Origin of the sequence: Bacillus cereus group sp. MYBK245-2 (assembly GCF_051916145.1) — a bacterium.
Lineage (GTDB): Bacteria > Bacillota > Bacilli > Bacillales > Bacillaceae_G > Bacillus_A > Bacillus_A pacificus.
In genome coordinates this window covers 201080-226875 of sequence record NZ_JBQAGB010000003.1, presented here as the reverse complement: position 1 = coordinate 226875, position 25796 = coordinate 201080, and the positions used below count along the sequence as shown (strand labels likewise).

Below are 25796 nucleotides of genomic sequence, written 5' to 3'. Positions count from 1 at the left end.
CAAAGACTTCGCATTGGCAAACAATACTTCTTTCAAGTTATCATCTGCAACGATTTTCTAGTCACCACCTCTATCTTTGCTAAAAGCACTAGCAAAGACCATTGGCATAAAACTTCTCCCATCTATCAATCCGTATCAGTAGCACAAACTAACCACATTTTCTGCTCCTTACTATCTAACACCATCCAAGTAATATCCCACGCAACATCGTAAAACCAATCTGTCCAAGGGCGATAGCTTTCGAACACTTTAATATCTTCGTATCGATCTTGGAACATATATTGACATACATTAACTGCTAATTGTTTTGCGATAACTGGTCGTTCCTTAAATGCTTCATATGCTCCGCCCCACAAAATTTGAGCGGCAATGCTACCATCAAGCATGACTGCCCATTGCTCTTTAAAATGAAACTTATATTTTTGTGACGTATGTATTTTTAACTCTTCTAAGCTATTGATTATATCTAAAGAGTTAAATATTCTTCTAAAGAAGTGTTCATGCCCCTCTTTCGAATGTGGTATTTCTTTGAAAAAATTTTCGTTATGTACTTTAAAACAGCTTATTATTGCGCCACCATTTAAGTTTTGTTCCTTAAACGTGTTTACAAGTTGCGCAACAGATGCGTCATTCGTTTCTATTTTTTCAAACGTTCCCTCTTTCCATCTCATAACGTCACTACTCTCTATTAAAAATTTGTTTCTTCATTATAAATAGCAAAATAAAAACCAGCAACTTTAAGATTGCTGGCCTATCTCTTATTCATATTCGAAACACTAATAACAATTGCTCCAAGCCCATAATGCCCCGCTACCATCCACATACTCCGATCAAAAATCATAAGCGATAACCAAAACGATATATTAATAGCAGCAAATAATACATATAAAATGAAGTCTCTCTTTTGTAGTGCTTCTCTATTCCTCAAAATATAAATAGCGCCGATTGGTGGAAGGATGAAGCAAAGGAAAAAAACAAACATTTTTCTTAATGACCATGGATATGAAGTTACTGTTTGCATATAGATCTCCTTTTTATTTTATAGTACCTTTAACATCGGCCTTACTACTCTATACTCGTCACTATAAAGCTCCTTTATGATTAAGGGTGAGTGAGGATTCCCCTCTTCTTCTATCAATGTGAATACTTCTGTTTTTTCGCTTAATATGTTGGATTCACTATTTTTAATAGGTTTTTCACTTGTTTCAATTTTCTTTGTTATTTCTCCTAGCCTTTGCCCCACTTCTTCTGCTTTAGCCGGTTCATTTGTTATGTAGTATTCTTGCCCCTCCCATACTAACATAGGTGGCACTTGTTCTCGTTTGTTACATATTATATAAGTAATACTAGCTATAAGTAGTAGGCATGTTAATAAAAAGAAGATAGTTTTTTTATTCATATACTCTTCTCCCTATCTATCATTTTATTAAATTATATAATATCCATTATATACAGTAAATGGATTTAGTAGGAATTTTCGGATTTTACAAAAAAAGAGAAAAACCTTACTGCTGTAAGGTTCCATTTTTATATTCTATAGTGACCGATTTATTAAAACGATCATGACGATAATCGCTATAAACATAACAACTAAACAGCCGATCATTTTATAAAAGCCTCGTTTCGTTAACGTCCCACCTTGCACGTCTTTCCGAATAAATAAGAATACGGCTAAAAATAATACAAGCCCAATGCCAAAAGCATACATCATTTGCATATGTTAATCTTCCTTTCTCTCTTCCATCTTAATATCTTTTTGCCAAAACAACAAACGAGATAAAGACGGTACTCATCGTGAGTGCCATAAGTATGTTCAGTAGTTCAACTGCAGATAGTGTAATAACATTTAAGTTTAAGCCAATAGAGAAAAGAAGATAATACGCTGTTAATGCAAAAAAGCTGAAGAACATGCCTTTATAACGAATTAATTTCATCCGCTCGTCTTTTTCTTTAAATTGCGGATGTAAGTAGCTTAAGCAAAAGCACATGATCATCATCGTAAGCACTGTATAAGTTGGAGTTGGTGGTGCAGAATGCGTCATTATTCCTGTTAGGATCATAAATCCACTCATAAATAGAAAGATAATTCCCATGATAACGAAGTACTTTTGTGAATAGTTCATCTTTATTCCTCCCCTTCTTTTCCTTCATAAATAAATACATGTTCTATCGTCGTCTGAAATGTTTTCGCGATTTCAAATGCTAACGGAAGTGACGGATCGTATTTTCCTTTTTCAATTGAAATGATGGTTTGTCTGGAAACGCCAAGTTTCTCAGCCAATTTTTCTTGAGATAGTCCAAATTTTTTTCGGTATTCGACCATTTTATTTTCCAAGGAAATTTCTCCCTCCTCCCTTATACCAAGTATATACGTAAAGGAAACTTTACGTCAAGTTTCCTTTACATTCATTTTAATTATTATTCACGCTATTTATATAGAAGAAACTTTTTCAATTTCAGCACGTCTATTTTGTAATGAAACATGGAACAATGTAAATAACTGTTACTATATCTCCACCTCTCTTTTTTAAAAATTTAATATCTCCATATTTGTTTTATCCTTTTAAAATATTTCATTTATCCCTTTATTCCACGAAATACGTTATTGGTTTTACGCTGTTTTTCGTCATATTTATAGAAACTAACTGTTTATGAAGCATTTTTTATGTTTAGCAACTTTTTTTGTAGAAATCCTTCACTTTCCTTTCAATATTTAACACTATCTAAATAAAGTTTACGATAAATTCATAATTTTTTATTTTTTATACTATATTCCGTTATATTGTTGTATAATATCAATGAAAGCGCTTATTATTTCAATATACATAATTCGAACTTATTTTTATCAAAACATTCTAACTATTATACTTATATTTACATGCAACAATTTTAGTTATTTGTATAGGTATACCAAATATATCCACCCTATTTTTCTGTAAAATTACTTTATAACATGAAAGATTAACTTGGGTGATAAGTTATTGTGAATGTTTTTTTACAAAACAGATAAGTAATAGTGTTTGGTATTATGTAAATTATTGTAATAACATAAGAGTAAAGAAAAACATTTACATTGATTATTGGTTCATCAATTATTGAAAAGAGCAAAATGCACCTTTTTGTATGGAAAAAGGATTATATGCATTGGGAGGTTTAAACAAATGACGAGGAAGAATACAACGACAAACCCTTGGGCCAAGTTCCACGGTCCGAACCTTGGTTATGTTATTGAACAGTATGATCTTTACGTAACTGGAGCAGGTTCTGTTGATCCGGAATTACAAGAGCTTTTTGAAATTTTTGGAGCTCCTTCGTTTCAAGATGATGTCGTAACAGGGGACAACACAGCAACACATTTTTCTCCTCAAAACACAGGTAACATTGAAAAAATTCTTAAAGTCGTTCAACTTGTTGAACAGATTCGTTCTTTCGGGCATACGTTGGCTCACATCAATCCGATGGAAGATGCTGCAAATGGACAATCTCTTCTTGAGAAAGCAATGAACGAACTGAGCGATGCTGATTTGAAAGCGATTCCAGCAAAAACAGTATGGCAAGATGCACCAGAAGGTATTCACACTGCACTTGATGTAATTCATAGATTAAAAGAAGTGTATACACAAACTTTAGCTTATGAATTTTCTCATATACAAGATAGTGAAGAACGCGCGTGGTTGCATCAAATGGTGGAATCAAATTCATTGCGTCAACCACTATCAAATAAAAAACGAACTGCTCTTTTAAAACGTTTAACAGCTGTTGAAGGTTTCGAGCAATTCTTGCATAAAACATTCGTTGGGCAAAAGCGTTTCTCTATCGAGGGCGTTGATATGCTTGTACCTGTTCTAGATGAAATTGTGCTAGAAGGTGCTAAAAACGGCGTAGAAGATGTCATGATCGGTATGGCTCACCGCGGTCGTCTAAGCGTACTTGCACACGTATTAGAAAAACCATATAGTCACATGTTTGCCGAGTTCAAACATGCAAAAATAGAAGGCGCAGTAGCAAATTCTGGCTGGACTGGCGACGTAAAATACCATTTAGGTAGAGAACAAGTCGTTAGTAACGAGGAAGTTAGCACTCGCGTTACATTAGCAAATAACCCAAGTCACCTTGAGTTCGTTAATCCTGTTGTAGAAGGTTTCGCACGTGCGGCTCAAGAAAATCGTAAAAAATCTGGTCTTCCAGAACAAGATACTTCAAAATCATTCGTAATTTTAGTTCACGGTGATGCTGCATTCCCTGGTCAAGGAATTGTATCTGAGACACTAAACTTAAGCAGATTGAACGCGTATCAAACAGGCGGAACAATTCATGTTATTGCAAACAATGCAGTTGGTTTTACGACTGATAGCTATGATTCTCGTTCTACGAAATATTCAAGTGACCTTGCAAAAGGTTTCGATATCCCGATTGTTCACGTCAATGCTGATGATCCAGAAGCTTGTCTTGCTGCTGCTAATCTTGCAATTCAATATCGCATGTTGTTCAAAAAAGATTTCTTAATCGATTTAATTGGTTACCGCCGCTACGGTCATAACGAAATGGATGACCCAGCAGTTACACAACCACAAGTGTACAAAAAGATTAAAAATCACCCAACTGTAAGAGCAATTTATGCAGATCAATTACAAGCTGCTGGTGTTCTAAATGCAGATGAAATTGAAACAATTACTCAGTTTACACAAGAACAATTAAAATCTGACTATGCACAAGTACCACCAGCTGATACGAGCGATGCAACAATTCACGTTAAAGTACCAGATGTTGTTGCAAAGGGCATTCAGTCAATTGATACTGGTGTTGAACTTGATTCACTTCGTGCAATTAATGAAGGTCTACTATCTTGGCCAGAAGGCTTTAACGTATATCCGAAAGTGAAGAAAATTCTTGAGCGCCGTAAAGACGCTCTTGAAGAGAACGGTAAAATTGAATGGGCACTTGCTGAGTCATTAGCATTCGCTTCTATTTTACAAGAAGGTACGCCAATTCGTTTAACTGGTCAAGATTCACAACGTGGTACATTCGCGCATCGTCACATCGTATTACACGATACTGATACAAATGAAACATATTCACCATTACATCGCTTACCAAACATCAACGCTTCATTCTCTGTTCATAACAGTCCGTTATCAGAAGCTGCTGTTGTTGGTTACGAGTATGGTTATAACGTATTCGCTCCAGAAACGCTTGTTATGTGGGAAGCGCAATATGGTGACTTCTCAAATACTGCGCAAGCATTATTTGATCAATATGTTTCAGCTGGAAGAGCAAAATGGGGTCAAAAATCTGGTTTAGTTCTTCTATTACCACACGGTTATGAAGGTCAAGGGCCAGAGCACTCTAGTGCACGTCCAGAGCGATTTTTACAGTTAGCTGCTGAGAACAACTGGACAGTTGCAAACTTAACGAGTGCGGCACAATACTTCCATATTTTACGTCGTCAAGCATCTATCTTAGGAACAGAAGCTGTTCGACCATTAGTATTGATGACGCCGAAGAGTTTATTACGTCACCCACTTACGCTTTCAACTGCTAATCAGTTAAGCGAAGGACGTTTCCAACCTGCTTTAGAACAAGAAAACCTTGGTACAAAACCAAACAAAGTAAAACGTCTTGTTTTAAGTACAGGTAAAATGGCGATTGACTTAGCTGCAGAAATTGAGTCTGGTAAACACGAGTACAACTTAGATGAAGTTCATATCGTTCGTATTGAGCAACTGTACCCATTCCCTGCTGAGAAAGTTCAATCTATTATTAAACGCTTTAAAAACTTAGAAGAAATTATTTGGGTTCAAGAAGAACCTCGTAATATGGGCGCATGGCATTACATGGCTCCAATTCTGTTCGAACTAGCTGGAGATAAAGTGAAAACAGGTTACATCGGACGCCCAGATCGCTCTAGCCCATCTGGCGGCGATCCATTCGCTCACAAAGCTGAGCAAGAACTAATTGTTGCACACGCTTTAGATGTGAAGTATAACTTCCGTCAAGATAAACAAGAAATTGAAGTTTACAGCAACTAAAAAGTAACAATGAAGGTTTCTAGCCCGCCCTGGGCAGAATATCTGCCCAAGGCGAGCTAACAAATGGAGATTACCGAAGACAAAAGAAGAAAAAACACACCGTTAGGCAAATAAGGGGAGGACATTTAAAATGATCGAAATTAAAGTACCTGAGCTTGCAGAATCTATTACTGAAGGAACTATCTCACAATGGCTTATCAACGTAGGCGACAAAGTTGAGAAAGGTGGCAGCGTTGTTGAGCTTGAAACTGATAAAGTCAATGTAGAAATCATTGCAGAAGATTCAGGTATTGTATCGAAGTTACTAGGTGAACCTGGGGATACAGTTGAAGTTGGCGCAACTATCGCAATTTTAGATGCAAACGGAGCACCAGTTGCAGTAAGTACGCCTGCACCGGCTGCTGAGCAACCGAAACAAGAAACAACTGAAGCACCAAAAGCTGCGGCACCAAGTGCTGAACAAACTGCAGCTTTACAAGGTTTACCAAATACAAACCGTCCTATCGCATCACCAGCTGCTAGAAAAATGGCTCGTGAATTAGGAATCGACTTAAACGACGTACGTAGCACAGATCCACTTGGACGTGTGAGACCACACGATGTACAAGCTCATGCTGCAGCACCAAAAGAAGCACCAGCTGCTCCAAAAAGTCCAGCTCCTGCTCCAGTTGCAAAAACTGAATTTGAAAAACCAGTTGAGCGCGTGAAAATGTCCCGCCGCCGTCAAACAATTGCAAAACGCCTTGTAGAAGTTCAACAAACATCTGCAATGTTAACAACATTTAACGAAGTTGATATGACTGCAATCATGGAATTACGTAAAGAGCGTAAAGACGCTTTTGAGAAAAAACATGATGTACGTCTTGGTTTCATGTCATTCTTCACAAAAGCAGTTGTTGCAGCATTAAAACAATTCCCATTATTAAATGCTGAAATTCAAGGTGACGAGCTTATCATTAAAAAATTCTATGATATCGGTATTGCAGTAGCAGCTCCAGATGGATTAGTTGTTCCAGTTGTACGCGATGCGAACCAATTAAACTTCGCTGAAATCGAAAGCGAAATTCGTGAATTAGGTAAAAAAGCACGTGACAACAAACTTTCATTAAAAGAACTACAAGGTGGTACATTTACAATTACAAACGGTGGCGTGTTCGGTTCTCTAATGTCAACACCGATCCTAAACAGCCCACAAGTTGGTATTTTAGGAATGCACAAAATCCAAGTACGTCCTGTTGCAATTGATAACGAACGTATGGAAAACCGCCCAATGATGTACATCGCTTTATCTTACGATCACCGTATCGTTGATGGTAAAGAAGCAGTTAGCTTCCTTGTTGCTGTTAAAGATATGCTTGAAGATCCAAAATCATTATTATTAGAAGGTTGATAGATTAATAATCTATTATATAAAGGCTGTAGAATACATCATTCTACAGCCTTTTTTTCGTTCATACAGGACAAATCGCATGACATAAGCTAATAATGTATGCCTATAACGTAAGGAGGATTAAAATGAGTAACCTTCCAATTCATGCAAAATTGAAAGCAAATAAGGATACCTTCTTCCTTCCCGACTCAAACGGGGGTGTCTATTTTCGAAATAACGCCAGTTCATTTCGTATGGACGGTGATGGAATTTATAATTGGATTGAAAAATTAATGCCGATGTTTAACGGTAATTATTCTTTAGCAGAAATAACGGATGGTCTCCCTCTTCCCTATCAAAATCGTGTACTTGAAATTGGAGAGATTTTATATACAAATGGCTTTGTCCGTGATGTAAGTCAAGACGCACCTCACGAATTAAACAGCGCATTACTTGATAGATACGCTTCGCAAATTGAATTTCTAGAAGCAGATTCTCATTCAGGCGCATTAAAATTCGAAACGTACCGCAAAGCGAATGTCCTTATAATTGGTTCTGGAGATATGCTTACTTCCTTAGTTTCTTCTTTATTAGAATCCGGATTACCTACCTTTCATTACCTTGTGACAGATTATGAAGAAACGAATTACGACCGCATTCATGAGCTAATAGAACTTGCACATGAAGTGGATGATACTGTACTTGTTCAAGAAATAGATACGACAATTGATCGTCCTCTGCATGAAGTGTTCGAGCCTTTCGACTGGATTTTGTACGTTTCTCAAAATGGAGATATTGATGGCCTAAGAGCAGCTCACACGATTTGCAAGGAAGTAGGAAAGAACTTTATACCAGCCGTCTGTTTATCAACACTTGGTATAGCTGGTCCTGTCGTAATGGCTAATCGTGAAGAATGCTGGGAATCCGCATGGCATCGGCTACATGAAACGACTTTACAAAATGAAAATTCATCAGCCGCCTTCTCTCCTATTACATCTGCAATGCTAGCAAATATAATCGTTTTTGAATTATTTAAGCACGTTGCTGATGATTCACATCGAGAAAAGGATCCACAATTCTTTTTATTAAATTATGAAACACTCGAAGGAGCATGGCATCCTTTTATAAAACACCCTCTCGCAACTGATGAAAGTTTTACAATTGATACGATAGAAGACCTTTCTGAACAACTTGAGCATCGGTCTAGCCAACATACTTCAACTGAATTATTCCGTTTTTTCGATTCATTAACTTCTAAAGAAGCTGGTATATTCCATGTATGGGATGAACAAGATTTATATCAATTGCCATTATCACAATGCAATATTCAAGTAGCTACACCGCTATCAGATGGTCCAACTTCCCTCCTGCCTCTTATGACTTGCGCTGGTTTGACTCATAACGAAGCGCGCCGAGAAGCTGGTTTAGTAGGAATTGAAACATACGTAGCAGAAATTATGCACCGCCTTATCCCTGAACATACCGATATCGGTATTGGCGCTGGAGAAACGATGACAGAGGGGGTATACCGAGCACTACAACAACATTTAAATCACAAATTGTATGAACGACAATCACATATGCTAGAAGAAATTACGACGGTCGACTTAACCGAAATTCATGATAAACATTGTAGATTTTATTACGATGCCCTCGCTACAATTCACGAAACACCTAAAATCGCAATGGGTGAAGATATTCTCAGCTTTCCAGTCGTTTGGGTTGGTATACATGATCGATGGTATGGTGCATCTAATATTAATATGACGTTAGCGTTACGAAACGCACTACAACTATCGCTTCTTCATATTCAAAATGAAGAGGCTCCTTACAGAACTAATATTTTGCCTGAATCATCTATTATTTTATATGACACGGATTCTTTTAGAGTGGAAATACAAGCGGAAAAAGAAATTCCAGGTGTGCAATCATTACAGCTTGCCTTGCAACATTTAGAAGAACATCATTTTTATCCATTCGTGTTTGATTTAGCGATTGAATCATTTTTGAAAGAAAACTTAGATGGTGTGTACGGGGTATTAATTGCAAAGGAGGATAGTCTATGACTCAAAATATATTACTTATAGGAGATGGCCTTCTTGCAGACTATGTACATGATCAATTATGCAAACAATATTCCATCATTCGCCAACACACAATTGCAGACGAAATCCCTGAAAATATCGACCTCGCTCTCATATTACACGACGGCTCTCCTTCTACGATTCATCATGACGCTGAGCTAACTTTCCGGTCAAATCATATTCCGTGGCTACGTGGTTTTACTTCATTTGGTGAAGGGGTTATCGGTCCTTATATTCATCCTCTTGCAGCGGGATGTACTCATTGTGCCGATGGACGACGCTTTATCGCTGGATTTGATCAAAAAGAAATGTGGGAGCTACAACGAAAATATGCGGTAAAGGAAGAAAACGTAACGAGGCGTGATGTACGTGCCACCCAAAATGGCATTCTGCAAATGTGCCATCTTATTTGCGCAGAAACAGAGAAAATATTAACTCATACTCATTCTTCTTTAGAAAATGAACTCATTTTACTAAACTTACAAACACTGCAATGTACGCGGCATTCTTTTCTTCCAGATCCGCTCTGCCCTGTATGTAGCAATTTACCTGATGACACGGCAGATGCAGCAGCGATTTCATTACAACCGAGCTTAAAAACAAATGATGCAACATATCGCTGTCGTTCCATTCATGAACTAAACACATTTTTAACGAGAGATTATTTAGATTACCGCGTCGGTATGTTGAACGGAAAAATGCAACATTCTTTACTACCATTTGCTGACGTTATTATAAACATGCCATTAATGTTTGGAAATGAAGGGGTTGCAGGCCGAACTCTTTCATTTGCAATAAGTGAAGCAACTGCCATTTTAGAAGGTTTAGAACGATATTGTGGTATGTCACCTCGAGGAAAAAAGACAAATGTGCATGGTAGTTTTCATGATTTAGAGGATTATGCACTAAATCCCCTTACGCTCGGTGTACATACAAATGAACATTATAATCGTGATGGTTTTCCATTTAAACCGTTTGATCCTGACTATGAACAAAACTGGGTATGGGGATATTCATTGTCACAAAACCGGACGATTTTAGTTCCTGAATCAATCGCTTATTATAGCCTCGGTCATCGAGATGCTTACGTATATGAAACATCAAATGGCTGTGCCATTGGTGGTAGCTTAGAAGAAGCAATTTTTCACGGCATTTTAGAAGTTGTAGAGCGTGACGCCTTTTTGCTCACTTGGTATGCTGAATTACCTCTTCCCCGCCTTGATCTTAGTTCAGCAAATGATACGGAATTACAATTAATGATCCAGCGGCTGTACACGATTACCGGTTATGAATTGTATGCTTTTAACGCAACGATGGAACACGGTATCCCGAGCTTATGGGTAATTGCGAAAAATACGCGTGAACATGGAATGAACGTTGTTTGTGCTGGAGGCTCTCATTTGGATCCCGTCCGTGCTTTAAAGAGTGCCATTCACGAAATAGCAGGCATGTTACTCATAACAGACGATGAGCTCGAACAAAAAAGAGAGCACTACGAAAACTGCTTACAAGACCCTTATCTCGTTAGCCAAATGGGAGACCATAGTATGTTGTACGGATTGAAAAAAGCAGAAGAACGTCTTCACTTCCTTTTACGTGACGATGCTCCGGTGCAATCGTTCCAAGAAATGAATGTATTACAATCAGTTGATCTAGATTTAACATCCGATCTTCATCAACTTTTAAACCGTCTAGAGCAAACTGGACTTGAAGTAATCGTTGTAAATCAAACAGTACCTCTTATAGAAAAAAACGGATTACATTGTGTAAAAGTCATTATTCCAGGTATGCTACCGATGACGTTCGGTCACCATCTCACTCGGGTTACAGGACTGGATAGAGTGTATACTGTACCGATGACACTTGGGTATACAAATGAACCTTTAACAAATGAACAATTAAATCCACATCCGCATCCGTTTCCATAGTAAAGGAGGGGATTTTATGCAGCTAGATACTTTTTTACATCATCTCCATTTTTCTATCGATAAAATTATGCCGAATCAGGAAGTGGACTGGGAAGATGCACCGCTTCCTTATAAACTATATCGAAATGTACCTATCATTCCTCTCTCTTTAGAAATCCCATTATCTTTACCTAACTCTTCTACTACACCTACTTTGAATGAGATTGGTCATTACCTTTGGTGCTCATTTGGTTTAACACAGTTATGTCAGCTAAATAGCGAAAAAATTTTATTCCGAAGATCTATCCCTTCAGGCGGCGCTTTATATCCAAATGAATTGTATATATATTTAAAAATTGACGATTATCCAGACGGCATTTACCATTACGACGCCGCGCATCACCGACTTATCTTAATTCGCGAAGGAAATTTCGATTCTTACCTTACAGAAGCACTCGGCAATCGTTGTAACTTACAATCTTGTTTTGGTGCTGCATTCGTATCCACCATGTTTTGGAAAAACTTCTTTAAATACAATAACTTTTCATATCGACTTCAAGGATTAGATAGTGGCGTTCTCATCGGACAATTACTTGAATGTTCCAAACAATTCGGTTACACAAATGGCGTATACTTTCAGTTTCTAGACCGGGCAATCAACCATTTACTCGGACTGTCAGAAGGCGAAGAAAGCGTGTATGCTGTCCTTCCTTTAAGTACAGAACCGCAAACGAATTGGTTTCACAATGATTACCGTGAAATTAAAACAGTTACTTCTCATGAGCTATTACAACAAATTCCACCTTTAGCACATGAACATTTCGTTCGCTCAAAGCATGTAAATGAGTATCCGATGATAACAAAAATAAATGAAGCTTCTATGATCGAATCGACAGCACAGTTCCAAACACTAGCTCATGAAGAGCACTTTCAACATCATGCGCACGCTGTACAACTGCCGAAAGTAGAGCGATTATCATACGATTTTTTACAACTATGTAAACAACGGTATTCACCCGATGCTGACTTTACTTTAACGAAATTGGATGCAGCCGAGCTCGCTACTTTACTACAAGAAGCGAGCCTCTCCTTCCCTTATTACAATGACCTTGATGGGCAGTATGTAAATGAAAATGCACGCGTTTCCTTATATGGATGTTTTTATAACGTAAACGATATAGAAAACGGCGCTTATTCTTATAATAGTAAAACGCATTCCATACAGCCACTTCGATATGGAGACCTTCGTTATCCCCTACAATCTAGTATGACGATGGATAATGTAAACCTTTTTCAAGTACCGCTTTGCCTACATGTAGTCGGAAAGAAAGATTACTATACAAATGCATTAGGCTACAGAGGATACCGTATTCACCAAATGGAAGCGGGTATACTCGTTCATAAACTCGTTTTCGCCGCGACCGCAATGGGGATGGCTGGGCATCCTTTACTTAGTTTTGATACAAATTCATGTGATCAGTTGTACGGGATAGAGGCTGGGAATGAAACGTCACTTATTCAAATTCCTGTTGGAGCTTATCGGGCGCGGAATTGGTTAAAAGGGGATTTGCGTAATTAGAAGCACGCCGGCTATCGGCGTGCTTTTTTAAAGGACTTAATTTATAAAACGCGAAATAAGTATATATTTTTACATAAAAGGAGAGTTTAACTTGAGCATTTTACAACGATTAATCCAGCAAGCAAAAAATCCGCGCGGGGCAATTGGTTCTTCCATGCTTTGTATTATGAATGCCGCACATACGAGACTAACAAATTGGTCTTTACAAAAAATACATATACGTGAAGATGCAATTACTTTAGATATTGGTTGTGGCGGTGGTAAAACAATACATACTCTTTCAAAACGAATTCCGTTTGGGAAAATATACGGAATTGACTATTCGGAACAAGCTGTTGAAAACTCAAAAAAAGCCAATATGCTAGACGTAAAAAAAGGAAAAGTAATCATTCATCAAGCAAGTGTCTCCTCTATTCCTTACAATACAAACTTCTTCAACCTCATTACCGCTTTTCAAACACACTACTTCTGGCCTGATGTGGAACAAGATATAAAAGAAGTATTTCGCGTCCTACAGCCGAACGGATCCTTTTTATTAGTAGCTGAAACTTTCAAAATTCAATATCATATGGAGAAATATAAAACGACTGAAGAATTAATAAACTTATTTTATAAAACAGGATTTAAAAGTGTGAAGTGCTATGAAGAAAAAGGATGCCTTTGTGTAATAGGAACCACGTAAAAAAAGCAGGCCCTTTGAGGTCTGCTTTTTTTTACTAGATTAATTTGAAAATGCTCTTTATTTGTCTCGCAAATAACCAGTTTTTCGTACCGTAGTTATCATTTAAACTATCTAAATTGATAGTTTGTCCGTTAGCAAACTTTAATTCTAGCGTTGTATTTTTATCGTTTGTTTTTAAGTTACTATGTGTAATGGCATCATACTTTAATTTTTCAATTTCAACATATTCGTCTTTTTCTTGTCCGATCACGACATGGTCTTGGAAGAAGAAAAAGACTTCTACTTTCTTACCGAAACAAAATACATTTTTCGTATAAATTAATGTCGCATTATCAAGTCCGACGCATACTTCTTTCATCTCTTCAATAACGTGTCCAAAGTCTTCTTCATGTCTTGTGTTTGATTCAGCAATCCATTCTTCGATTGTTTTCATATTAATTGCCATACTGTGCCCCCTGGTTCGTTCATTGCTTTGTTTTAAAGTAAATACTATATGACAATATAAGCGATACATACTATGTTTTCAAGGGTGAAAGATATATTCAAAATAAAGTTAAATTTCAAAGTAATATACTAAAAGAATCCATTTCATTATATTTCAAACGTTTGAACGAGACATTCTTCATCATCGATTAACTGTATTTTCTCATCAAATTCAATGTTTAGCTCCCTATATACTTTCTTCCAAAAAGAAACAGCTGGTACATTTTTCACAAGTTCGATAACGAAATATTGTCCTCGTTTCTCTTTTAGCAAACTCTCAATAACTTGTTTACCGATTCCTTTTCCTTTGTACTGATTCAATATGAAAATGTCATTTATACCAAAATCGTTTTCCTTCTTCAAAAATGGACGTTCCAGTAGTAATAAAAATCCTACAATCTCATTATCACTTTTAATAAAATACGGAGTGATTCCATCATTTACCCAAAACATATGTAAATCTTCGTATTCAAAAAATCCATTTGCCCCAATCGTTATATTAGAAGTGAATGTAGAAAGGTCATGAAGATATAGTGCATACAAATTACGTAATATTTCTTTTTCTGATTCTTGAACGGTTTGCAGTGTTACAAACATTTTTAATAATCCCCTTCCCCATATGTAACTATTTCCCAACCCTCTTCATTCGACAAAAATGATGATTACCCTTTAACGAAAAAAATAGCACTAAAAAAAGTGCTATTCCGCTCGTCTTGCCGCTTGCTGAATTGGATCCCAAACGCTGTTATATGGTGGTGCGTAACTTAAATCCACATCTTCTAAATCGTGAATGCTCATTTTACTGAAAAGTGCCATCGCGATTACATCAATCCGTTTATCTACACCTTCTTCTCCAATTACTTGTCCACCTAATAATTGTTTCGTGTCAGAACGATATAGTAATTTTAAGTAAAGTGGTTTCGCATTTGGATAATAGCCCGCCATATTGGTCGAATCTACTTTGACTGTTTTATACGGGATATGTAGTCCTTTTGCTTCTTTTTCATTTAAGCCTGTTCTTGCGAGCGTCAAATTCATAAATTTAATAATTCCTGTACCTAACGTTCCTTTAAAAGCTCTTCGTTTATCAAGCATGTTCAGTCCAGCAAGTCGCCCTTGTTTATTGGCAGTCGTTCCGAGCGGGATATGATCATGGATTTCCTTTATAACGTGGTAATGTGTTGCGCAATCACCAGCTGCATATACGTCTTGCACATTCGTTTGCATATATGCATTTACTTCAATTGCCCCTTTATGATTTGTACGTATATTTGTTCCTTCAAGAAAATCAGTATTTGGTTTCACTCCGACAGATACTAAAACAAGATCTGCTTTATACGTTCCTTTATCCGTTTCAATCGCTTCTACTCGTTCATTCCCTTTGAACGCTTTTACATTTTCATTCGTTAAAATTTCAATATGATGTTTATCTGCTTCTTTATGTATATATTCCGCCATATCTGCATCGTAAATTGTACCGATATGATCATTTCTCTCAATCATTCTTACTTTCTTACCAAGTTCGACGAATGTTTCTGCCATCTCAAGTCCAATTGCACCGCCGCCAATAATGGTTACATCTTCAACTTTATTTGTTTCTAGCGTTTTTAATATGCGCTCAGCATCCGGAATTGTTTTTAAAAGATGAACACCTTGTAAATCTCGGCCTTCCCATTCTGGCATAACAGGACGTACTCCGGTCGCAATTAATAATCGATCATACGGAAATTCAAAGACATCTTTCGTCTTCGTATGCTCTGCGTATACCATTTTCTTTTCCGTATCTACTTTCGTTACTTCATGTCGTACTTTCGCATCAATTCCATATTTATCACGAAACGTCTTCACATTACGCGCAATTAATTTTTCCGTTGAAGCGATAGCACCACTAATGACATACGGTAACCCACACTGCGCGTATGAATAAATCTCACCTTTTTCTAACGTCACAACATTTGCATTTTCATCGTTTCTAACAATTTGCATCGCTGCACTCATACCAGCTGCATCTCCGCCAATAATGACATAATTCACTTTACCACTCCTTCTTTTTTACATACTCTTTACGTTTTCCATATTTTATAGAAATAACACCTACTTCCATTGTAAAGAAAGAGAATTTCATCTTCAAATTTTGTGCACAAACCTATGCCTAAATAGGTAACCGTCGTGTCTTATAAACAACATGTTTAATATGCTATAACAGTAACTACCGAAAGTAGGTGAAACATACATGTGCGCCGGCCTTCTCGTCCAGCTCCCAGAAGAACCGAGAGAACCAAAACCCGCCCTTCCACTTGAACAAGAGTTTACCGTTAGTGCAACTTTATACAGCGCTCGCGCTTGGTTATCTGACAATGACACTTTCCCACAAACTATTTGGAAAGCCACTCGCTTCTCTTCTGCATCACACGCCAATAAATCAATCTTCCCAGTTGGTACTGTGAAAATTATAAATTTTTCTGATGATACAATAACAGTTACTATATCCTCAGAATCAGATGATACTCTCAAAATAGTCGTCCCGCCTCGTTCCGAAGCGGCTTTAACATCTAGTTCTTTATCTGATGTGCAAGCCAGTACATCAGGAGGAGCAAGCAAAGTCACATTCCTCTTTCATATCTTTTTCTCAAGAGAACCTGGTCCAGCTAAAAAACCATAGAAAAGGTACAGTTGTGCACTGTACCTTTTTCATATGTTCTATTCTCTTGATTTGATTAGTTCAACATTATAAGATTCAATCTTCAAACTGAGTCCCACACTTTGTACATACATTCATCCATTCAACCACCTTTTCGTTAGAATCCAGTTATTCCCTGTGTAAAGGTTTGAATTATCGTGCTAATGTAAGACCACAGCACAATGAATGTTGCAATTCCGATTAAAACATTTGCGATAAGAAGTGTATAAATAAGGTCTAATCCGCCGTTATCTAGCTTTACTATAGCGACAATTATACTAATTGACATATACGTTGTGGCCAGCCCTAATAAGATTGGTAAGAAAAAGATTAATAAAAAGCTAAACAGAAAAGAAAGAACTAATATAGCAATAGCTGGCGTCGCTATTGTTCCCCATATACCGAATACTTCAAGAAACGAAAAAGATGATTTCATCATCTTCCCACTGACAAAAATAATAAATCCGACAAATAAAATTAAAATGAGTAAAAATAAAAAGACTGTTATAGAGTCTCCAAAGAAAGAAGGAGTAGATAAATCTGGCGCTAACGTTCTCGTAAGTGCTGCCCCAGCACTCATCATTCTATAAAAAATACATGCCCCTAAAAAACAAATAAGAACAAGACTTACAATTCCATTTTGTACTTCAACCTTGCCACTTTTCATAATAGCTGTCGGTGCTTGTAATGCGTGTTTAAAAAACTGAAAATAGCCACTTGCAAACTGCTTCGCTTGCTCTACCGTTTCATTTGGTCGAGTTTCCTTTGTTTGTGCTACGCGTGCCTGTTGCTCACCTTCTCCCTGTGCACTACTCGCCACTGCTCCCTCCGTTAACGAATGTCCACAATTCCCGCAAAACTTTGCCTCTGTTGCATTTTCTGTATGACACGCCGGACATTTCATTCTCTCATCCCTCCTTAACCATATACCGTATAGGGTGTTACAAATTCAATATATGACTTTGGACATAAAACATGACTACAAGAAAAAGATTATGAAATCCTCCTTTTGAAAGAAAATATATAGATTAGCAATCTAGAAAAATAATGCTATTATGAAACAGAGCAAATAAAGTGAAACTTTAAACAGATTGGATGAAAGGCAATGGAATTTGTAAACTCAATTTTTCAAATACTCCTTACAAGCGTGATTCAATTATTTTCTTTAATTGGAGTCATCATTGTAATCGGATTTCTATTAGGTTATTTAGAATCTCTCACACGAATGTATTGGTCGAGGGCTTTCGGAAGAAAAGGATTTCTTTTGACTGCGTGGATTGGTGTTCCGATTCACGAACTTGGACATGCCATTATGTGTGTACTATTTCGTCATAAAATTGTAGCAACGCAGTTCTTCCCAACAGATACAAGTCAAGGCGCTTTAGGCTACGTACAACATCAATACAATCATAAAAGTGTATATCAACGAATTGGGAACTTCTTCATTGGAATTGGTCCTATTATTTCGGGTATTACTGCATTAATCCTATTAATGCGCTATTTCGTACCAAATTCATATTTCTTATTTCATACAACTCTCGAAAAAACAATCGCTGCTACTTCTATTAATATAGAAATGGTTCAAAACATGCTCTTGTCGACGTTTGTATTATTGAAAAGCTTATTTACAATAAGTAATTTATTAAATCCTTCTTTTTGGTTATTTTTATTTATCGCCATTTGTATTTCTGCACATATCGCTTTAAGTAAACCAGATATTAAAGGATCAATAGACGGCATTATCGTCATGTTTATCGTGTTATTTTTATTCAATATAATAGCAGGGCTGTTTCAGTACGATAGTAACCAACTAATTGGCAAAGTGATGAAGTATAATATGTACCTCATTGCGTTTTCTAGCGTGGCACTATTGTTCTCTTGTCTTTCTACACTTGTTAGTTTTGGGTGTTATAAAATAAGAGGAGGGCGTTCTATTTAAATAAAAGGGTATCCAATTACAACTGGATACCCTTTTATTTAAATGCATGTTCTTCATACAGATATTTGTCTGCTAATACGACCTCACAATTCTCTCCTTCTTCAAGGAATCTAGCAACAATCGAACAATGCGACACACCAACTATAAATAAAATGCGCTCCTCAGTTGTTTCAATTAAACGAACGATATTCGAATACATAATTAAATTTCTTTTATACCACCATGTTAACCATTCCATCCCAACATATTGACCGAAATCACCAATGCGTGCCATATTCACATATAACTTATGTAGCTGATTAAATACTTCTTGATTATTCATTTCTTGGTAAAACTCAAGAACACTTTTAGTATCCGCTAAATTTATTTTTGGTACCAAACTAAATATTTCTTCAAATAAATCTGGTTGATTTTCTTTCACCCATTTATGTACATCCCAAACATCAGTAACTTCATTTCCACCCATCCAATCAATTGCATATACCTGTTTATGCTTTAAGTTTGCTGCCATTCTAAAACCAATTTGATCTATTTCATTTAATGCTAATTCGTATGCACCTATCTTGTATTGTTTAAAATCCTCATTTAATTTATCCTGCTTATCTGTAATACTTTCAACTGCAATTTTTGTTGGCTGGAATTTCTGTATGATAGAAACAAGCTCTCTAATTTCGGCTTGCCTCTTTTCCGATAATAATTCTTCATGCTCACTCATATGACACGATCCCAGTATTAGAACTTTCGGTCTATTTCCTTTCATTTCCACCCTCCTTTTTTTCTGACTATTCAATTATATCAAGGTGGACAAAATTGTAAATAATTGTATCACAAAAAAAAAAGACCATCTAACTTGCAATGGCCTTTCCCTGTATAATAAACTATCTCTTACTTGTATAATCACAATGTTCAACCGGCACACGAGCATGTCCCTCTTCATCCGTACACCATGACTGTGACTGGAAGGCAAGGAAGATACCGATCCATTTTTCTTCCTTTTCAAAGTGAATGAGTATCCCTCCGTCTTGCCATATACCATTATCACCTTTCCATTTCTCTACATTTCCTTGATTCATGTGAATATCGTGTATCCCGTTTCCTGGTTCGAAATGAAAGTAAGAATCAGGTGTATTTTCTTCTGGTCCCCATTTTTCACCGAACGCGTAAATAATCGCTTTTTCTTCTATCGCTCGTTTTATATAACGTTCTATTTTTTCATTTAAATCATTATCCACTCCTGCTTTTTCAGCAGGTAAAGGAATCATTTGTTTTGAGTCAAATAGATTTCCTCTTACATAATCTAAAGCCACTTTCGGTTCATTGTTTTTTATTTCCGTAAAACCAAATGGTAATGTCGGTAAAATATGAATCGCCTCTGACCGAATATTGTCGCTTGCAAAATACAAAACTTCTGACGGATAACTTTGCGATTTCACGTTAATGGCAATGCGATAATCTACTTCTGCTTCGCCTTGTAAATGAACTTGATAATGAGGTGTTTTCCCTTTTCCAATCTTAGATTGTATAACTGTACCTTTTAACACGCCGTAGTTTTTTAGGGGCATACATTTCATCTCCTATTCATTTAATAGAAGCTATTCATGTTTAAAACATTATCCACTCATAACAAAAATCCTCCTATGTTAGGAGGATTTTTAATTTCTCAACATATACCAAACAACAACCTCTACCACTATAAGCAACACCGCACCAAAAATCATTAACGTCGTCTTCTTTAATAGTTCATTTTCACGATACGGAATGTTACATAAATACGCACCTAGTGTAATCCGTGACGGGCAAGCAATTGTCGCTACTGATGATGCGGTGTTTTGAAGTGTTGTGACATATTGCCACGGGAGTGCTACGTTTTGTGCGGTTTGCATTTGTAGTTTTATAAACATTGCATTTGATCCTGCGTTACTACCTGTTAAAAATCCACCAATAGCGCCAATAAACGGCGCAACGAAAACGAAAAATGTTCCAAATGTATCACCAGCTGTCTTTGCGAGTAATGAATGCATGCCTGATGCACCCATTAGTTCTGAAATGGCGATAAACATTGTCGTCGTAATCGCAAAGGGAATCCATTGTTTGATCGTTTGTGAGAGTGATTGTTTAATAATATTAGACGGGATGCGGAAGAAAATAATAGTAAATAAGCAAGTCATACTGAGCCAAAATCCTGGTGAATATAGTAACTCTAGTTTGTAAGAGTATGATTTTAAATCAAGAACCGCATATGATCTGAACAAATCATGTAATGCTGGAACGAGGCGAGAAAGTAAAATACAAACTGTTAGAAATATATAAGGGCTAATAATTTTTATAATAGATATTTCTCTTTCTGTTGCCGCAGCATGTTCTGTTATTAAGTTTTGTTCGTTTTTCCCTTTTAATTTAATGATAAGAAAGCCAAATGTAATGGTAACGATAGAACTTAATATACCTGCGAGTTCAACACTTACGTATGCGTTAGAAAGATAGATTCCGAGAGAAAATAATAGAAAGAAGCCGAATCCTTCCTTCCACTTTTCAATAACCGCCTGCCAGCCACCAACAACATGTAAAGAAAGAATAACGAAGTAAGCAAACATCGGGATACTTAATAGCGCTGTATTTGTACCGAGTGTTGTAAGGGGCATGTTTATAAGCTGCGAACCGATAATCGTACCAGTTGCCATTGCCCCCCATGAACTAGCTAGTAAACCAATAAATGAAAGTAGTACAGCTTGAAACGGTTTATAGCCTAATGATAGAAAAATAGGTGCTGCAACCATAAAGCCAATTCCAAATCCACTTACTGATTCAATTAGTGGGCAAATACCAAAACACATAAGAAGCATTTGTAATAAACGATCGTGCGTCACTTCTTCTAGAAAACGTGCTACTTGATCGATGTACCCCATTTTGTTCATGAGGTGAAATAAAAAAATACCGAAAAACAAAACGTACCCAACAATAAAACAAATTAACCATCCTTTAATCGTTGCGTGTACAGTTTCACTTATCCCTAATTGAAACGTTGGCGAGAGTAAAACGATTCCAACAGACACAGCATAAGAAATTAACGAGGACCTTAATGACGTTTGTTTAAATAAAAATAAACAAATGAAAATCATCATAATTGGGATAAGTGCCAACAATATGGCCATGTTATCATCTCATTTCGTTTAAAATACAATTTTTAACTATTATATAACAGATGCTATAATTTTCAATTGTTTTTAAAACAGATTCAAAAAAGGAACCAAACGGCTCCTTTTTTAATCACTCCCATTTTCTATTATCCTGAAAAACTGTCTGCTGTCCGACCATTTTATCTAACAGAACAAACACAATATAAGCACATATGACTTGCAATACAACATTTCCAAATTTCATGAATTCAAATGAATGGATCCATCGGAATACTTCATTTAATAATACAATCGAAACGATACTAAATAGTTCTATACTAATCGAAAATATACATATTTCTAAAATAGATTGCTCTTGAATGCGATTTAAGTTGGAAAAGATGAATACATATCCTAAAAATAGAGCCATCAACTCTATTTTCGTCATGCTAATGAGCCAAGCGTATAGTGGTACAGTTAAGAGAAGATATAGTAGTTTCCGTCTTAGCATGCTTTCTCCCCCTCTAAATTATATGTATTTTCTGTATATTTTAACATTTATTACACAAAACAAAAAGAAGAGACTTATGCCTCTTCTTTTTGTTTTGTTGCCTGTATGAATTCACATATTTCTTCTCGTTTTTCATTTTCTAACAGCTCAATCACTTTACTTCCAATGACAACTCCGTCACATATTGTAATCATGTCTTCTACATGTTCCTTCGTTGAAATACCGAACCCTGCCACTACCGGTAAATGCGTATGTGATTTTACTTTTTCTAAATAACTATGAATCTCCTCTTTAAAATTTTGACGTACGCCTGTTACGCCCGCTACTGTAACGGCGTAGACGAACCCTTCTGATTCACTCGTAATTTTCTCGATTCGCTCAATTGGGCTTGTAACGGTAACGAGTGGGATTAAAGCGATATTTGCAGTTCGGAGAAGCGGTGCAATAATGTCTTGTTCTTCATACGGTAAATCTGGAACGATAATACCGTCCACCCCTGCTTCTATACAATTTTCGATGAATTGTTCTTTTCCGAATGCGAGTACTGGATTTAAATATGTCATAAGTACAAACGGAATTTGTACTTCTTTCCTTACCTCTATTAATGCTTGAAAAATGCCTTTTACTGTTACACCGCTATCTAGTGCTCGTTTCCCTGCCCTTTGAATTGTTGGGCCATCTGCAACTGGATCTGAAAATGGGATACCAATTTCAACGATGCTTGCTCCTGCTTCATCTAGAAAACGAATTCTTTCTTTTAACTTTTCAAGGCCACCATCTCCGCCCATTACGTACGGAATAAATGCTTTCTTACCATTTTCAAATGCTGCTTTAATTTTTTCTACTCCCATCTTTTACACCTCTTCCATATAACGTTTTATACTCTCTACATCTTTATCACCACGGCCAGATAAACAAATGACAAGCCCTTCGTCTTTCTTCATTTGCGCCGCTAATTTTAATGCATATGCGACAGCATGCGAGCTTTCTAACGCCGGGATAATTCCTTCTTTTTTCGTTAATAATTGAAACGCTTCTAACGCTTCATCATCAGTAATGGAATGATAAGAAACGCGGCCAATATCTTTTAGTAAACTATGTTCTGGACCAACCCCCGGGTAATCAAGTCCAGCTGAAATAGAGTGAGCTTCTTGAATTTGTCCTTCTTCATTTTGCAGAAGGTACATCATCGATCCGTGGAGAACGCCAACGCTTCCTTTCGTTAAAGTAGCTGCATGCTGTTCTGTATGAACTCCTTTTCCAGCTGCTTCTACGCCGTAAAGAGCAACTTCTTCATCATGCACGAACGGATAAAACATTCCCATCGCATTACTACCACCACCAATACAAGCAACAACAGCTTCTGGTAACTTTCCTTCTAACGCTTCATATTGTTTTTTCGTTTCTTTCCCAATTACACTTTGGAAATCACGGACAATTTGTGGGAATGGATGTGGTCCAAGAACAGATCCCATAATGTAGTGCGTATCATGCACGTGTGAAACCCAGTAACGAAGCGCCTCGTTTACCGCATCTTTTAATGTACCGCTACCTGCCGCCACACTTTCTACTTTCGCTCCGAGTAATTCCATTCGGAACACATTTAATTTTTGACGTCTTACATCTTCTTCTCCCATAAAAATGACGCATTCTAATCCGAGAAGGGCACATACAGTAGCTGTTGCAACACCGTGTTGTCCAGCCCCTGTTTCAGCGACAACTTTTTTCTTCCCCATTCTTACTGCAAGAAGTGCCTGACCAATTGTATTGTTAATTTTATGAGCTCCTGTATGGTTCAAATCTTCACGTTTTAAATAAATTTTTGCACCGCCGCAATACTTCGTCATATTTTCAGCGAAATAAAGTGGTGTTTCTCTTCCGACGTACGTTTTTAAATAATGATTTAATTCCTTTTGAAACGCCTCATCTTGCATCGCTTCTTTATATGCTTCTTCTAGTTCTAATACAGATTGCATTAACGTTTCTGGAACGTATCGTCCTCCGTATATACCGTAGTGACCTTTTTCATCTGGATATGCGTAGTTCATTTAGAACACTCCTTCGCTTTTATAATAAATTGTTTTATTTTCTCTACATCTTTCTTTCCTTCTGTCTCTACTCCGCTGCTCACATCGACCATATATGGCCGAACAGTTCGAATTGCTTCTTCTATATTAAGAGCATTTAATCCACCAGCTAATATCGTTTTCTCTCGCAACTCTTTTGACATATGCGCGAGTAGTTCCCATGAAAATTTCTTTCCATTTCCTCCGTGAAACTTTTCTTTTGGGCTATCAAACAATATATAATCCGTTTTATATGCTTGAGCATTTTTCATATCAGTCTCTGAAGTTACTCCGAGCGCTTTTATAGACGGAATGTTCAATCTTCTAATTTGATGATTATCTTCATCCCCATGTAGTTGCACATGTGTTAACCCGCAATTCTCCGCAATTTTCTGGATCACTTCTACTGATTCATTTACGAAAACACCAATTTTTAACACGTTGGCTGGAAGCTCCTGAATGATTTCTTTCGCTAGCCCCGGAGTAATTTTCCGCTTACTTTCTGCAAAAACAAATCCGAGTGCATCTGCTCCGTATTCGCAAGTACGTTTTGCTGTTTCCATATCAGTGATGCCGCAAATTTTCACTTTCATATGTTCACCTTACAATCTTCAAAAAAGGTGCGAATAGAAGATGATGTCATAAGTGCCTCTCCAACTAATACACCTTTTGCTCCAGCTCGCTTGACGCGGATTATATCTTCTTTTGAATGAATTCCGCTCTCACTAATCCAAAGTAATTTCTCCTCATTTAATCGTTTTCCAAGCTTTTCTGTTTGGCCTAAATCGACTTCGAATGTTTTTAAATTACGGTTGTTAATACCGATAACGTGCGGATTTAATTCGATTGCAATTTCTAATTCCTCTTCATCATGAATTTCAACAATTGCTTCTAACCCTTTTTCTAGTACGTAGCTATACAGCTCTTTTAACTTCTCTTTCGGTAACGCTGCTACAATTAATAAAATAATATCTGCGCCAGCCTCATACGCTCTATCAATTTGAATCTTATCAATTATGAAATCTTTACATAAAAGCGGAATGTTACTTTCTTCTCTCGCCGTTTGTAAATCATAAAACGAACCTTTAAAAAATTGACCGTCTGTTAAAACAGAAACTGCTCCTGCGCCGCATTCTTCGTATGTTTCCACTTGTTTTCGTACATCAACGTGTAAATTGATATCTCCTTTTGATGGTGATGCTCGCTTTACTTCTGCAATAACAGTAAACTGCTGTAATGATTCTACGAGTGAATGTGTCTTTCTACTTTCTTTTATTGGTGTATATGTTTCATATAATGTCGCAACTTCCTTTTTCTTCTGTTCTACAATTTTATCTAAAATCGTCCCCAC

At 36.8% G+C, this 25796-nt stretch carries 26 protein-coding genes; 8 read left to right on the top strand and 18 right to left on the bottom strand.

All coding sequences use genetic code 11. The annotated features are described in order from the left end of the window. Positions 1-125 precede the first annotated feature (125 nt). The 6 genes from ACTFRN_RS08245 to ACTFRN_RS08220 form a co-directional block, all read right to left on the bottom strand. Entirely contained in the window at positions 126-671 is a 546-nt protein-coding gene (locus ACTFRN_RS08245) for a hypothetical protein (protein ID WP_074567596.1), read from the bottom strand. Between the two features lie 80 nt (positions 672-751). Beyond that, a complete protein-coding gene (locus ACTFRN_RS08240; RefSeq protein ID WP_124878242.1) occupies positions 752-1021 on the bottom strand; it encodes a hypothetical protein in 270 nt (89 codons plus the stop codon). Between the two features lie 18 nt (positions 1022-1039). Next, positions 1040-1399: a hypothetical protein gene (locus tag ACTFRN_RS08235; RefSeq protein ID WP_014893204.1), complete on the bottom strand. Its 360-nt coding sequence runs from the start codon at positions 1397-1399 to the stop codon at positions 1040-1042. 135 nt (positions 1400-1534) lie between these two features. Beyond that, complete coding sequence (locus ACTFRN_RS08230; RefSeq protein ID WP_001178301.1) at positions 1535-1717, bottom strand: DUF3976 domain-containing protein; 183 nt, start codon at positions 1715-1717, stop codon at positions 1535-1537. A 28-nt stretch (positions 1718-1745) separates the two neighbouring features. Next, complete coding sequence (locus ACTFRN_RS08225; RefSeq protein ID WP_074567597.1) at positions 1746-2123, bottom strand: permease; 378 nt, start codon at positions 2121-2123, stop codon at positions 1746-1748. A gap of 2 nt (positions 2124-2125) precedes the next feature. Next, entirely contained in the window at positions 2126-2335 is a 210-nt protein-coding gene (locus ACTFRN_RS08220) for a helix-turn-helix transcriptional regulator (RefSeq protein WP_000428510.1), read from the bottom strand. Positions 2336-3161: 826 nt separating this feature from the next. Between ACTFRN_RS08220 and odhA the strand changes: the two genes are divergently transcribed. The 6 genes from odhA to ACTFRN_RS08190 all read left to right on the top strand — a co-directional run bounded on the left by odhA (position 3162) and on the right by ACTFRN_RS08190 (position 13650). Further along, positions 3162-6029, top strand: coding sequence for a 2-oxoglutarate dehydrogenase E1 component (gene odhA, locus ACTFRN_RS08215; protein WP_000197152.1), 2868 nt, complete (start codon positions 3162-3164; stop codon positions 6027-6029). A gap of 130 nt (positions 6030-6159) precedes the next feature. Beyond that, positions 6160-7419 carry a 2-oxoglutarate dehydrogenase complex dihydrolipoyllysine-residue succinyltransferase gene (gene odhB, locus ACTFRN_RS08210; RefSeq protein ID WP_049111714.1) on the top strand — a complete coding sequence of 420 codons (1260 nt, stop codon included), beginning with the start codon at positions 6160-6162 and terminating at the stop codon, positions 7417-7419. A 125-nt stretch (positions 7420-7544) separates the two neighbouring features. Beyond that, on the top strand, positions 7545-9464 hold the full coding sequence (locus tag ACTFRN_RS08205; protein WP_074567598.1) for a putative thiazole-containing bacteriocin maturation protein: 1920 nt from the start codon (positions 7545-7547) through the stop codon (positions 9462-9464). Next, on the top strand, positions 9461-11410 hold the full coding sequence (locus ACTFRN_RS08200) for a TOMM precursor leader peptide-binding protein (RefSeq protein WP_000192977.1): 1950 nt from the start codon (positions 9461-9463) through the stop codon (positions 11408-11410). The genes ACTFRN_RS08205 and ACTFRN_RS08200 overlap by 4 nt, the downstream gene beginning before the upstream one ends. Positions 11411-11426: 16 nt before the next feature. Further along, a complete protein-coding gene (locus tag ACTFRN_RS08195) occupies positions 11427-12968 on the top strand; it encodes a SagB family peptide dehydrogenase (protein ID WP_088106555.1) in 1542 nt (513 codons plus the stop codon). Between the two features lie 91 nt (positions 12969-13059). Then, on the top strand, positions 13060-13650 hold the full coding sequence (locus ACTFRN_RS08190; protein ID WP_049111710.1) for a class I SAM-dependent methyltransferase: 591 nt from the start codon (positions 13060-13062) through the stop codon (positions 13648-13650). 34 nt (positions 13651-13684) lie between these two features. Here the strand turns inward: ACTFRN_RS08190 and ACTFRN_RS08185 are convergent, their stop codons facing one another. The 3 genes from ACTFRN_RS08185 to ACTFRN_RS08175 form a co-directional block, all read right to left on the bottom strand. Further along, entirely contained in the window at positions 13685-14095 is a 411-nt protein-coding gene (locus ACTFRN_RS08185; RefSeq protein ID WP_000996804.1) for a DUF3908 family protein, read from the bottom strand. A 146-nt stretch (positions 14096-14241) separates the two neighbouring features. Beyond that, on the bottom strand, positions 14242-14730 hold the full coding sequence (locus tag ACTFRN_RS08180; protein WP_000498241.1) for a GNAT family N-acetyltransferase: 489 nt from the start codon (positions 14728-14730) through the stop codon (positions 14242-14244). A gap of 102 nt (positions 14731-14832) precedes the next feature. Continuing rightward, a complete protein-coding gene (locus tag ACTFRN_RS08175; RefSeq protein ID WP_001110221.1) occupies positions 14833-16167 on the bottom strand; it encodes a CoA-disulfide reductase in 1335 nt (444 codons plus the stop codon). A 199-nt stretch (positions 16168-16366) separates the two neighbouring features. Here ACTFRN_RS08175 and ACTFRN_RS08170 point away from each other — a divergent pair, with 199 nt between their 5' ends. Next, positions 16367-16795 (top strand): hypothetical protein, encoded by a 429-nt coding sequence (locus ACTFRN_RS08170; RefSeq protein WP_074567599.1) that lies wholly within the window; start codon positions 16367-16369, stop codon positions 16793-16795. A 136-nt stretch (positions 16796-16931) separates the two neighbouring features. On the opposite strand, the gene ACTFRN_RS08165 is transcribed toward ACTFRN_RS08170, so the two are convergent. Continuing rightward, a complete protein-coding gene (locus ACTFRN_RS08165) occupies positions 16932-17717 on the bottom strand; it encodes a zinc ribbon domain-containing protein (RefSeq protein WP_088106554.1) in 786 nt (261 codons plus the stop codon). 201 nt (positions 17718-17918) lie between these two features. Between ACTFRN_RS08165 and ACTFRN_RS08160 the strand changes: the two genes are divergently transcribed. Then, a complete protein-coding gene (locus ACTFRN_RS08160) occupies positions 17919-18752 on the top strand; it encodes a hypothetical protein (RefSeq protein ID WP_074567601.1) in 834 nt (277 codons plus the stop codon). Positions 18753-18786: 34 nt separating this feature from the next. Here ACTFRN_RS08160 and ACTFRN_RS08155 read toward each other — a convergent pair whose 3' ends face one another. From ACTFRN_RS08155 to trpC, 8 genes are all read right to left on the bottom strand, one after another. Then, complete coding sequence (locus ACTFRN_RS08155) at positions 18787-19512, bottom strand: DUF5694 domain-containing protein (RefSeq protein ID WP_074567602.1); 726 nt, start codon at positions 19510-19512, stop codon at positions 18787-18789. Positions 19513-19630: 118 nt separating this feature from the next. Further along, positions 19631-20314: a DUF2278 family protein gene (locus ACTFRN_RS08150; RefSeq protein WP_074567603.1), complete on the bottom strand. Its 684-nt coding sequence runs from the start codon at positions 20312-20314 to the stop codon at positions 19631-19633. Between the two features lie 90 nt (positions 20315-20404). Next, entirely contained in the window at positions 20405-21904 is a 1500-nt protein-coding gene (locus ACTFRN_RS08145; protein WP_074567604.1) for an L-lactate permease, read from the bottom strand. Positions 21905-22019: 115 nt separating this feature from the next. Continuing rightward, entirely contained in the window at positions 22020-22379 is a 360-nt protein-coding gene (locus ACTFRN_RS08140; RefSeq protein ID WP_014893209.1) for a DUF4029 domain-containing protein, read from the bottom strand. A 74-nt stretch (positions 22380-22453) separates the two neighbouring features. Continuing rightward, on the bottom strand, positions 22454-23230 hold the full coding sequence (gene trpA / locus ACTFRN_RS08135; RefSeq protein WP_074567605.1) for a tryptophan synthase subunit alpha: 777 nt from the start codon (positions 23228-23230) through the stop codon (positions 22454-22456). 3 nt (positions 23231-23233) lie between these two features. After that, positions 23234-24427, bottom strand: a complete 1194-nt coding sequence (gene trpB, locus ACTFRN_RS08130) for a tryptophan synthase subunit beta (protein ID WP_001105023.1) — start codon at positions 24425-24427, stop codon at positions 23234-23236. Further along, positions 24424-25038, bottom strand: coding sequence for an N-(5'phosphoribosyl)anthranilate isomerase (gene trpF, locus ACTFRN_RS08125; protein ID WP_000865124.1), 615 nt, complete (start codon positions 25036-25038; stop codon positions 24424-24426). The genes trpB and trpF overlap by 4 nt, the downstream gene beginning before the upstream one ends. Continuing rightward, complete coding sequence (gene trpC, locus ACTFRN_RS08120; protein WP_000536712.1) at positions 25035-25796, bottom strand: indole-3-glycerol phosphate synthase TrpC; 762 nt, start codon at positions 25794-25796, stop codon at positions 25035-25037. Before trpC ends, trpF begins: the two co-directional genes overlap by 4 nt.